The organism is Xinfangfangia pollutisoli, from assembly GCF_020179405.1.
Taxonomy (GTDB): Bacteria; Pseudomonadota; Alphaproteobacteria; order Rhodobacterales; family Rhodobacteraceae; genus Pseudogemmobacter; species Pseudogemmobacter pollutisoli.
Genome location: NZ_JAICBZ010000110.1, coordinates 1 through 10,957 on the forward strand (window position 1 = coordinate 1; position 10,957 = coordinate 10,957).

Sequence of the window (10,957 nt, forward strand, 5' to 3'; positions counted from 1 at the left end):
GTGCTGCTGGCGCTGCCCGCCCCTTCGCCCGCCGCATCCCCCGCCGCGCCCGAACCTGCCGCGTCCACCCCCGCCACCGCCCCCGGCACCTGGCAGGTGACCGAGGGCCGGCTGACCTTCCGTCTGAAGCAGATGGGCCAAGAGGTCGAGGGCAGCTTCCCCGCCTGGACCGCCGCGATCACCTTCGATCCGGCCACCGGCCTGGGCCGCGTGACGGTGGCCATCGACACCACATCGTTGGTCCTGGGCGCGGTGACCGATCAGGCCAAGGCGCCCGAATTCTTCGACGTGGCGGCCTTCCCCAGCGCCAGCTTCACCGCCGAGATCGCGCCCACGGCCCAGGGCCATGCCGCCACCGGCACGCTGACCCTGCGCGGCACCGACCGGCCGCTGACCCTGCCCTTCACCCTGCAGATCGACGGCGACACGGCGCAGATGAAGGGCGAGGTCACGCTGGACCGCCGCGATTTCGGCATGGGCGCCAGCTACAAGGACGAAAGCTCGGTCGGATTCGCGGTGACGGTCAGCGTGGCGCTGACCGCCACCCGCTGACCCTGCCGGCCCCAGGATAGCGTACGAAAAAGGCCGCCGGATCGCTCCGGCGGCCTTTCTCTTTCCTGCTCTGGGGCCGCTTACTCGGCCTTCATCGCCTCGATCGAGATTTCCACCGCCACTTCGTCGCTGACGAAGGGGGCGAAGGCGCCCAGGCCGTAATCGCTGCGGATCAGCGTGGTGGTGGCCGAGAAGCCCGCCCAGGGCTTCTTCTCCATCGGGTGTTCGCCCACCTGGTTCAGCACCGCATCCAGCACCACCGATTTCGTCACCCCGTTCAGGGTCAGATCGCCGGTGATCTTCGCGGTCTTCTCGCCCGTCACTTCGATGCCGGTCGAGGTGAAGCTGACCATCTCGTCATCGGCCGCATCGAAGAAATCGGGCGACATGAAATGGTCGAAGCGGGCTTCCCAGCCGGTCAGCATCGACTTGACCGGGAAAGCCACCGTCACCGACGAGGCCGCCGGATCCTGCTGGTCGAACTGGATCTCGCCGGTGATGCCGCCGAACATGCCATAGCCGGTCGAATAGCCAAGATGGTTGTAGCTGAAGACGATCTGGGCATGGCTCGGGTCCAGAACATAGGCTTCGGGCGCGGCAAGGGCCGGAGCCGCGGCCAGCGACAGGGCCAGCACGGGGGCGGCGAAACGGATCATTCGGTCAATCTCCGGAATGGGTTGCAAGGATGCGCGGCAGGGTGCGGGCTTCGCTGCAGCGCGGCAATCCGGCAGCGCCGAACAGGGTCTGCGCGGCAGCGAACATCACTTTCCTGCAAGGGCGCGCGTGATCGCCCGCCCCCGCCCCCCGGGCCGCCCACCTGCCGCGCCCCCAGTCGCCCCCCGGTCGCTGGACGTCGCCCCCGGCCCGGCCTAAGGTCGCGCCATGACTGCCGCCCTTTCCCCCATCCCCCGCCGGGTGACCTATGCGCTGCTGTTCGAAAGCATCGGCCTTGTGGTCACCACCCTTGCGCTTCGGGCCTTTGCCGGCAGCGACACCGCCACGGCGGGCGGGGCCGCCTTCGGCGCGATGCTGCTGGCGCTGGTCTACAACTACCTGTTCAACTGGGGATTCGAGGCCTGGGAAAGCCGCCAGCCGGTCCGCGGCCGCAGCCTGCGCCGCCGCCTGGCCCATGGCGCGCTGTTCGAAGGCGGGCTGATGCTGGCCCTGGTGCCGTTTCTGGCCTGGTGGATGGGCATCGGCCTGGTCGAGGCCTTTCTCTACGATGCCGCGCTGATCGTCTTCTTCGGGCTTTACGCCCTGGGCTTCACCTGGGCCTTCGACCGGGTCTTCGGCCTGCCCGCCTCGGCGCGCTGAACCCCGCGTGCCGCCGCCAATGCGGCCTGGCCGCGGGCCCTTGCGCCGCGGGCGAAAACCCGTATAAGGCCGCATCCTTTCCGATTTCCATGAACCGGCGATGCCTCTCGTGGACGGGCCCGGAAAGGTGTTTTGCCCGTCCTTTGAAGCCGCCCCGAGACGAAGGAAGACCGCATGCCGCTGTACGAGCATGTCTTCATCGCGCGTCAGGACCTGTCCAACGCGCAGGCCGAAGGCCTCATCGAACATTTCTCCACCGTGCTCAAGGACAATGGCGGCGACGTCGTTGAACATGAGTATTGGGGCGTCAAGACGATGGCCTACAAGATCAACAAGAACCGCAAGGGCCATTACGCGCTCCTGAAGTCGAACGCCCCCGCGGCGGCCGTTCAGGAAATGGAACGCCTGATGCGCCTGCATGACGACGTGATGCGCGTGCTGACCATCAAGGTCGATACGCATGCCGAAGGCCCGTCGGCGCAGATGCAGAAGCGCGACGAGCGCGAGCGTGGCGACCGTGACGGCGACCGGGGGGACCGCGGCGATCGTGGCGACCGCGGCGACCGGGGTGATCGTGGCGGCTTCGACCGTCGCGAGCGTCGTTGATCATTCAGGCACAGGAAAGGTTCTGACCCATGGCGAACAAGCCGTTTTTCCGCCGCCGCAAGGTTTGCCCCTTCTCGGGGGACAATGCTCCGGCCATCGACTACAAGGACACCCGTCTGCTGCAGCGCTACATCTCCGAGCGCGGCAAGATCGTTCCGTCCCGTATCACCGCCGTCTCGGCCAAGAAGCAGCGCGAACTGGCCACGGCCATCAAGCGCGCCCGCTTCCTGGCCCTGCTGCCCTATGCCGTGAAGTGAGGGGGATGATCCGATGCAAGTGATCCTTCTGCAACGCGTGGCCAAGCTTGGCCAGATGGGTGAAGTCGTCAACGTCAAGGACGGCTATGCCCGCAACTTCCTTTTGCCGCAGGGCAAGGCGCTGCGCGCCAATGAGGCCAACATCAAAAGCTTCGAGGCCCGCAAGGCCCAGCTGGAAGCCACCAACCTGGAATCCAAGAAAGAGGCCGAATCCGTGGCCTCCAAGCTGGATGGCCAGGTCTTCGTGGTGATCCGCTCGGCCTCGGAAGCCGGTGCGCTTTACGGTTCGGTCACGGCGCGCGATGCGTCCGATGCGGCCACCGCCGCCGGCTTCACCGTCGCCCGCAGCCAGATCGAGATGGGCAAGCCGATCAAGGATCTGGGCCTGCATCCGGTCAGCGTCGTGCTGCACCCGGAAGTGGTGGCCACGGTCAGCCTGAACGTCGCCCGTTCGGTCGAAGAGGCCGAGCTGCAAGCTTCGGGCAAGTCGATCCAGGATCTGGCGGCCGAAGCCGAAGCCGCGGCGGAATTCGAAATCGCCGAGCTGTTCGACGATATCGGCGCCGCTGGCAACGACGAATAAGCGACACCCCTTTCCGGGTGTCACTGGAACCGCGCGTCCCCCCGGGGCGCGCGGTTTTGCTTTGGGGCCCTTGCCCTACGCCGCCGCCGCGCGCCATGCCGCGCCCTGACCAGCGGCTGTCGGGAACGGCGCAGAAAGCCGCAGCGCCGGGCCTAGCCTCGGCCCATCATGCGGCAGATCTCTTCCTCAGGCTTCGGCATCCTCTGCCTGATCGCAGGCATCGCGGTGTTTTCCGTGCAGGACCTGATCCTGAAGGGCCTGTCGGGCGATTATCCGCTGCATCAGGCCATGGTGCTGCGCAGCCTGACCGCCCTGCCCTTTCTGATCGCGATCGTGCGGGTCTTTGACGGCACGCTGGCCACCATCGCCAGCCGCGGCTGGTGGCAGATGAGCCTGCGGGGCCTGCTGAACTTCTGCGCCTATACCGCCTATTACCTGGGCCTTGCGACGCTGCCCATGCCCACCACCGTGGCGCTGTGGTTCACCGCACCCCTGTTCATCACCCTGTCGGCCGCGCTGATCCTGCGCGAGCGGGTGCCCTTCGCCTCGGCGCTGGCAGTGGGGCTGGGCTTTGCCGGCATGCTGCTGATCCTGCGGCCGGGGGCGGCGGGCTTCGATCTGGCGGCGCTGCTGCCGGTTCTGGGGGCGCTGGGCTATGCGATATCCATGGTGGTGGCGCGGCCGATGGGGCGGCGGGAAACTGCGGCCGCCATGGCTTTCTGGGGCAATGCCTGTTTCCTGATCTGCGCGCTGGCCCTGTCGCTGGTCTTCGGCGCCGGAGACCTGGCCCAGACCTCGCATCCCGCGCTGGGCTTCCTGACCCGCGGCTGGATCACCCCCACGGCCCGCGACCTGGCGCTGATGGCCTCGTGCGGGGTGATCGCCGCGGCCGGGCTGACGCTGCTGACCCATGCCTATCGCATCGCCCCTTCCGCCGCCGTCGCGCCCTTCGAATACAGTTTCATGTTCTGGGGCGTGCTGTGGGGCTGGATCTTCTGGGGCGACATGCCCGATGCGCTGGCCTGGTGCGGCATCGCGGTGATCATTGCCGCGGGGCTTTACATCATCCGCCAGCCCGCGCCGGCGGCCCGGCCTGCCCGCCCCGTCCCGCCGCCCGAAGCCGCCTGAGGCCCGCCGCCGCCCGACGCCCAGGCGCCACGCAAAAGGCCGCGCCCCCAGGGGCGCGGCCTTGCGATCCTTCGACGAAGGATCGGTCTCGCTTACAGCTCGTCCAGCGCCTCGACCGCCTTCTGAAGATCGTCTTTCGAGATCTCCTTGTCGGTCACTTTCGCGCCGGCGACGATATGATCGACCACCTTGTCTTCGAAGATCGGCGCGCGCAGCTGCTGCTGCACTTGCGCGTTCTTCTGCACGAATTCGAAATAGGCGCGTTCCTGGCCCGGATATTGCCGCGCCGCCGACAGGACCGCCTGGGTCATCTCGGCATCGCTCACCGTCACCTCGGCCTTGCGGCCGATTTCGGCCAGCAGCAGGCCCAGACGGACCCGGCGCTCGGCCAGCTTCAGATGCTCTTCCGTCGGCTCGATATTGCCATGGTGATGGCCGTGATCGTCGGGATGCTCTTCATGCCACAGCTGATGCGCGATCTGCGCCGCTTCGGCCTCGACCAGCTTCGAGGGCAGGTCGAACTTCACCAGCCCGTCCAGCTGATCCAACAGCGCCCGCTTCAAGACCGCCCGCGCCGCGCCGGCATATTCGGCTTCCAGCCGCGACGAGACCTGCGCCTTCAGCGCGGCCAGATCCTCGGCGCCGAACTTCTTCGCCAGCTCGTCGTCGATCTCGGCCGCTTTCGGTTCCTTCACCGCCTTGATCGTGCAGGCGAAGGTCGCTTCCTTGCCGGCCAGATGCTTGGCGCCGTAGTTTTCCGGGAAGGTCACCTTGACCTCGACCTCGTCGCCGACCTTGGCGCCCACCAGCTGCTCTTCAAAGCCCGGGATGAACGAGCCCGAGCCCAGGACCAGCGGATAGTCTTCCGCCGAGCCGCCTTCGAACAGCTCGCCATCGACCGAGCCCTTGAAGTCGATCGTGACCTGGTCGCCGTCCTTGGACTTGGCGCCCTTCTTGCGATCGTCATAGGCCTTGGCGCCATCGGCCAGATTCTTCAGCGCCTCGTCGACGGCCGCGTCATCGGCCTTGACGGTCAGCTTTTCCAGCGTGATCGCGCCGGCGTCGAAATCCGGGATCTCGGGCAGGGTTTCATAGGACATCTCGACGACGACATCCGAGCCCTCTTTCCAGGTCTCGCCATCGACCATCTTCACATCGGGCTGCAGCGCCGGACGGTCGCCGGTGGCCTCGAAATGGTCCTTCATCGCGCTGTCGACCGCGTCCTGCATCGCATCGCCCAGGATCCGCTGGCCGAATTGTTTCTTCAGGATGGCGAGCGGCACCTTGCCCTTGCGGAAGCCCTTGATCTCGACCTCGGGCTGCGCCTCGATCAGCTTTTCCTGGACTTTCGCTTCCAGCTCGGCCGCCGTCACCGTGATGGTGTAGCCACGCTTCAGGCCGTCTTTCAGGGTCTCGGTGACCTGCATTCGTTTCTCTTCCTTCCCAACCAACCTTTGGTGCGGGTGAAGGGACTTGAACCCCCACGCCCTGCGGCGCCGGAACCTAAATCCGGTGCGTCTGCCAATTCCGCCACACCCGCCTGTCCCGATACGCGCAACGGCGCCCCGCCCCCTGCGACAGGAGGGGCCGCCGCCGGTCCCGGAATTTCCGCGCCCTTCTAGTACAGGCCGCAAGCGGATGCGAGTCGGAAAATCTTGCCGCATTTTCGCCACAACCCTGTGGCGAACTGGCCTGGGGCCTCGGGCGGCGTCTTTCCGCCACCCGGCGCCCCAATGCCCTGCCCCGAAGACCGCGCCTGCAACGCAACACTGCCAACCCGAGATGGAGACTGCGATGGGCCCCCTGACGCTGCCCGCCTCCGCGGCCGAGACGATCCTGACCACGGCGCCTGCCCAGGGCCTGTCGGCGGGCACGCAGGTGCTGACGCTGGACGGCGCGCTGCCGGTGCAGTTCCTTGCCCCCGGCGACCGGGTGATCACCCGCTCGGGCGTCCGGCCGCTGCTGGCGGTCGAGGTCGTACTGCTGCGGGCGGCCCAGATGGTGCGGATCTCGGCCTCGGCGCTGGGCCATGACCGGCCCGAGGGCGATCTGCATCTGGCGCCCGATCAGCCGGTCCTGCTGCGCGACTGGCGCGCCCGGGCGCTGTATGGCTGCGACAGCGCCCAGGTCGCGGCGCGGCGGCTGGTCGATGGCGATTACATCCGGACGGAAACCGTGGCTGAAGTCCGGCTGTTCCTGCTGCGCTTCCCGGCCGAGGAAGTGATCTATGCCGGCGGGCTGGAACTGACCTGCGCGCCGGCGGCCGCGACCGCCTGAGCCGGATTTCCTTGAAGAAATCTGCCAGATCCGTCAAAGGATCTGGCCCCCCTCACAGCCCCAGCGCCCGGAACACCTTGAGCAATTCCTCGGGCAGATCCTCGGCGATCAGCCCCGGCCCGAAGCTGCGCGCACATTCGACATGCAGCCAGGCCGCCGTGCAGGCCGCATCGAAGGGCCCGAAGCCCCGCGCCAAAAGCCCGGCAATGAACCCCGCCAGCACATCGCCCGACCCCGCCGTCGCCAACCAAGGCGCCGCCCGCTCATAAGCCGCCGAGTTCACCGCGCAGCACCCGTCCGGCGCGGCAATCACCGTATCCGGCCCCTTGAACAGCACCACACAGCCCGCCCGCGCTGCCGCCTCGCGCGCGGCATCGACCTTGGAATAGGCCGGGCCCTTGGTGGCGGGCGCCGCCAGCTTTTCCGCAATATCGGGAAAAAGCCGGGCAAATTCGCCGGCATGCGGCGTCAGCACACAGCCGTCATGCAGGGCGGCGAACAGGTCGGGGCGGCGTGACAGGATGGTCAGCGCATCGGCATCGAGGACGACAGAACGCCTTTCCCGAGACGGCGCCCCCCGCCCCTCTCCCCTCCCCACAGGGGGGAGGGGAAGCGCGTGATCGGTCCCCTCAGCGCGGTACGGCCGACCATCGCGGCCCCCCTCCCCCGCGTGGGGAGGGGATGGGGGTGGGGGGCCATCCGGCGAACCGTCCGTGGCAAAGACCCCCAAAGCCACCGCTACCAGCCCCGCCTCGCGCGCGCCGGTCCCCATCCCGGGCCCCAGGCACAGCGCATTGATCCGCCGGTCCTCCAAGACCTCAGCCAGCGCCGCCCCATCCGCCACGCCCCGCAGCATCACCGCATCCAGCCGCGCCGCATGTTCCGCCATCGCCTCGGGCGCACACCCGACCGTCACCAGCCCCGCCCCGATCCGCAGCGCCCCCCGCGCGGCAAGCCGCGCCGCCCCGCCCCGGCCAGGGGGGCCGGACAGGATGAGGGCGTGACCATGGGAATATTTGTGTGTTTGGCGGCTGAAACCGTCGCCCTTGTCGAGCCCCCCAGCAGACGGCGCATCGACCAACTGAACTGGCCGCACGTTCTTATCCGCTAGCCGACGCAGACGCTCCACACGCATAGGACTGCGTTGCGGCTCAAGCCCGATAGAAGCAACTTTGATCTTCCCAGACTGTGCTTCGCCTTCACCAAGAAAATGGCCAAGCTTTGCCGAATGGAAAGTAACTGTCAGATCAGCCCAAAGCGCATCGCTGTCCGCAAGCGTCCGCCCACTGTCGGCGCACAATCCGCTCGGCACATCGACGGCGACTATTCTCGGGCGACCCGGCTCTTCGCGCAGATCCCATTCAGGCAACATGCTTCCGATGTTTGCCTCATTGAATGGGATGGGTCGCGTCAGGCCAGTGCCAAACACCGCGTCCACAATGAGGCTGGAAGCCCAAGGATCGTAGGGCATGCGAGTCTCATCATCTGACCGAGGCCAAGCCCGCACCTCCCCCATCGCCCGCCACCGCTCGTAATTCACCCGCGCATCCGGCGGCAGCCGCTCGGCATCCCCATACAGGAACACCTCCACCTCCCAGCCCCAGCCCTTCAACAGCCGCGCCACGACGAACCCGTCGCCGCCATTGTTGCCCGGCCCGCACAGCACCACCGCCCGATGGCAGCGCTCTCGCTCGCCTGCCTTTTCATCTGTCTCCAAATATCCCGGGGTCCGGGGCAGCGCCCCGGGGGGCGGGGCCAGATCCGGCCATTCCGCGAAGATCGCCTCGACCACGCCCCGGCCTGCGCGCTCCATCAGCTCCAGCCCCGTGACCGCGCCCGAGGCGATCGCCGCCGCCTCCACCGCCCGCATCTGCGCCGCTGTCAGCAGCTCGACCATGCCCCGCCCCTTCCCGATTCACTTCCGCCCAAAATTTCACCGCATCGATCAAATTTTCACCAGACGCACAGAATTCCCGCAACCGCCCCGCCCGGCAAATTCCTTGACACATTGTCCCCGCTCTGGGGAAGTGCTGTGACCTAGCCCAAGGAACGGGGGAGTCGGCCCATGAAGAAAATCGAAGCGATCATCAAACCCTTCAAGCTCGACGAGGTGAAGGAAGCGCTTCAGGAAGCCGGGATTCAGGGGCTTTCGGTCACCGAGGTCAAGGGCTTCGGCCGCCAGAAGGGCCATACGGAACTGTATCGCGGCGCCGAATATGTCGTCGACTTCCTGCCCAAGGTGAAGATCGAGGTCGTCCTGACCGACGACATGGTGGAACCCGCCATCGCCGCGATCACCGGCGCCGCCCGCACCGACAAGATCGGTGACGGCAAGATCTTCGTCTCGCCCATCGAACAGGCGATCCGCATCCGCACCGGCGAAACCGGCGACGACGCGGTGTGACGCTTCCGGTCCGGGCCTTCGGGCCGGACCCCCACTCTCTCGGGCGGCAGCGCCCGGCAACACTAACCCCCAGCGAAAGGCAGTCAGATGAGCGCCGTTGATAAGGCTCTGAAACTGATCAAGGACGAGGAGGTCGAATATGTCGACGTCCGCTTCACCGACCCCAAGGGCAAGCTTCAGCACGTCACGCTGATCGTCGATCTGATCGACGCCGACTTCTTCGAAGAAGGCTTCATGTTCGACGGCTCGTCGATCGCCGGCTGGAAGTCGATCGACCAGTCCGACATGAAGCTGATCCCGGACGCGACCTCGGTCTATATCGACCCGTTCTATGCCGAAAAGACCCTGTGCGTGCATTGCGACGTGGTCGAGCCCGACACGAACGAGGCCTATGACCGCTGCCCGCGCCAGATCGCCAAGAAGGCCGAGTCCTATCTGAAAGCCTCGGGCGTCGGCGACACCGCCTATTTCGGCCCCGAAGCCGAATTCTTCATCTTCGACGACGTGCGCTACATCGTGTCGCCGAACAAGGTCAGCTATCAGCTGGACGCCGAAGATGCGGCCTGGAACACCGATGCGGCCTTCGAGGGCGGCAACCTGGCGCATCGCGCCGGCTATAAGGGCGGCTATTTCCCGGTGAACCCGGTCGATGCGGCGCAGGATCTGCGCTCGGAAATGCTGTCGACCATGAAGCGCATGGGCATGAAGGTGGACAAGCACCACCACGAGGTTGCCACCGCGCAGCATGAGCTGGGGATGATCTTCGGCGGACTGGTCGAACAGGCCGACAACATCCAGAAGTACAAATACGTCATCCACAACGTCGCGGCCGCCTATGGCAAGACCGTGACCTTCATGCCCAAGCCCATCAAGGGCGACAACGGCAGTGGCATGCACGTGAACATGTCGATCTGGAAGGGCGGCAAGCCCTTGTTCGCGGGCGACAAATACGCTGACCTCAGCCAAGAGGCGCTGTATTTCATCGGCGGCATCCTGAAGCATGCCAAGGCGCTGAACGCGATCACCAACCCGTCCACCAACAGCTACAAGCGGCTGATCCCGGGCTTCGAAGCCCCGGTGCTGCGCGCCTTCTCGGCCCGCAACCGCTCGGGCTGCGTGCGGATCCCGTGGACCGAATCGCCCAAGGCCAAGCGTGTGGAAGCCCGCTTCCCCGATCCGGCGGCCAACCCCTATCTGGCCTTCGCGGCCCTGATGATGGCGGGCCTCGATGGGATCAAGAACAAGATCGACCCGGGCCCGGCTTCGGACAAGGACCTGTACGATCTGCCGCCGGAAGAACTGGCCGCCATCCCGACCGTCTGCGGCAGCTTGCGCGAGGCGCTGGAAGAGCTGGAAAAGGACATGGACTTCCTGCTGGCCGGCGATGTCTTCACCAAGCCGATGCTGGAAGCCTATATGGCGCTGAAGTGGGAAGAGGTTTACGCCTTCGAACACACCCCGCATCCGGTGGAATATCAGATGTACTATTCCTGCTGATCCCCGGATCGGCGGAAGGGAAAGGGCGGCCTTCGGGCCGCCCTTTTGCGTCTGGGGCCGGTCGCGCCTTGGCCGATGGACGGAAATCGCGGCCAATGCCGCGGCGGCGCCACGGTCCTGCCGCGCGGGGGCCTTCGGGCCGGGGCAAGGCTGAGGGCGTTCCCCCGTTTGACAGGCCCCGCCCATGCCAGCCGAAAAGCCCCCCGCCTCTGGCCGCCCCGCGATCTGGGTCGAGGGCCAGCAGAACCCGCCCTTCGCCCCCCGCGCCTTCGCCCGCGCCAGCCTGATCTTCGCAGGTCAGGCGCTGGCGGCGGGGCTGGGCCGGGCCTTGCCGGTGTC

At 66.8% G+C, this 10,957-nt stretch carries 12 protein-coding genes and 1 tRNA gene; 9 read left to right on the forward strand and 4 right to left on the reverse strand.

Translation table 11 applies throughout. The annotated features are described in order from the left end of the window. Positions 1-552 (forward strand): YceI family protein (locus K1Y73_RS19900; protein ID WP_225030040.1); only part of this gene is annotated, 552 nt, incomplete at its 5' end. An 80-nt stretch (positions 553-632) separates the two neighbouring features. Here K1Y73_RS19900 and K1Y73_RS19905 read toward each other — a convergent pair. Continuing rightward, positions 633-1,208, reverse strand: a complete 576-nt coding sequence (locus tag K1Y73_RS19905) for a YceI family protein (protein WP_225030041.1) — start codon at positions 1,206-1,208, stop codon at positions 633-635. Between the two features lie 226 nt (positions 1,209-1,434). On the opposite strand from K1Y73_RS19905, the gene K1Y73_RS19910 reads away from it, so the two are divergent. From K1Y73_RS19910 to K1Y73_RS19930, 5 genes are all read left to right on the forward strand, one after another. After that, the gene (locus K1Y73_RS19910) at positions 1,435-1,866 is read left to right on the forward strand and encodes a PACE efflux transporter (protein WP_225030042.1); all 432 of its coding nucleotides are present in this window, start codon (positions 1,435-1,437) and stop codon (positions 1,864-1,866) included. 174 nt (positions 1,867-2,040) lie between these two features. Then, the gene (rpsF, locus tag K1Y73_RS19915) at positions 2,041-2,472 is read left to right on the forward strand and encodes a 30S ribosomal protein S6 (RefSeq protein ID WP_225030043.1); all 432 of its coding nucleotides are present in this window, start codon (positions 2,041-2,043) and stop codon (positions 2,470-2,472) included. A gap of 29 nt (positions 2,473-2,501) precedes the next feature. Further along, entirely contained in the window at positions 2,502-2,729 is a 228-nt protein-coding gene (rpsR, locus tag K1Y73_RS19920) for a 30S ribosomal protein S18 (RefSeq protein WP_125327012.1), read from the forward strand. A 13-nt stretch (positions 2,730-2,742) separates the two neighbouring features. Beyond that, positions 2,743-3,312 carry a 50S ribosomal protein L9 gene (gene rplI, locus K1Y73_RS19925; RefSeq protein WP_225030044.1) on the forward strand — a complete coding sequence of 190 codons (570 nt, stop codon included), beginning with the start codon at positions 2,743-2,745 and terminating at the stop codon, positions 3,310-3,312. Between the two features lie 168 nt (positions 3,313-3,480). Further along, a complete protein-coding gene (locus tag K1Y73_RS19930; RefSeq protein WP_225030045.1) occupies positions 3,481-4,440 on the forward strand; it encodes a DMT family transporter in 960 nt (319 codons plus the stop codon). 92 nt (positions 4,441-4,532) lie between these two features. Here the strand turns inward: K1Y73_RS19930 and tig are convergent, their stop codons facing one another. Both tig and K1Y73_RS19940 read right to left on the reverse strand, forming a co-directional pair. Further along, positions 4,533-5,867 carry a trigger factor gene (gene tig / locus K1Y73_RS19935; RefSeq protein ID WP_225030046.1) on the reverse strand — a complete coding sequence of 445 codons (1,335 nt, stop codon included), beginning with the start codon at positions 5,865-5,867 and terminating at the stop codon, positions 4,533-4,535. Between the two features lie 28 nt (positions 5,868-5,895). Then, positions 5,896-5,980 (reverse strand) — tRNA-Leu (locus K1Y73_RS19940). A gap of 254 nt (positions 5,981-6,234) precedes the next feature. On the opposite strand from K1Y73_RS19940, the gene K1Y73_RS19945 reads away from it, so the two are divergent. Further along, positions 6,235-6,717 (forward strand): Hint domain-containing protein, encoded by a 483-nt coding sequence (locus K1Y73_RS19945; RefSeq protein WP_225030047.1) that lies wholly within the window; start codon positions 6,235-6,237, stop codon positions 6,715-6,717. 52 nt (positions 6,718-6,769) lie between these two features. On the opposite strand, the gene K1Y73_RS19950 is transcribed toward K1Y73_RS19945, so the two are convergent. Then, positions 6,770-8,614, reverse strand: a complete 1,845-nt coding sequence (locus tag K1Y73_RS19950) for an NAD(P)H-hydrate epimerase (protein ID WP_225030048.1) — start codon at positions 8,612-8,614, stop codon at positions 6,770-6,772. 168 nt (positions 8,615-8,782) lie between these two features. Between K1Y73_RS19950 and K1Y73_RS19955 the strand changes: the two genes are divergently transcribed. Beyond that, on the forward strand, positions 8,783-9,121 hold the full coding sequence (locus tag K1Y73_RS19955) for a P-II family nitrogen regulator (protein ID WP_225030050.1): 339 nt from the start codon (positions 8,783-8,785) through the stop codon (positions 9,119-9,121). Positions 9,122-9,208: 87 nt separating this feature from the next. Beyond that, positions 9,209-10,618, forward strand: a complete 1,410-nt coding sequence (gene glnA, locus K1Y73_RS19960; RefSeq protein ID WP_225030051.1) for a type I glutamate--ammonia ligase — start codon at positions 9,209-9,211, stop codon at positions 10,616-10,618. Positions 10,619-10,957 lie beyond the last annotated feature (339 nt).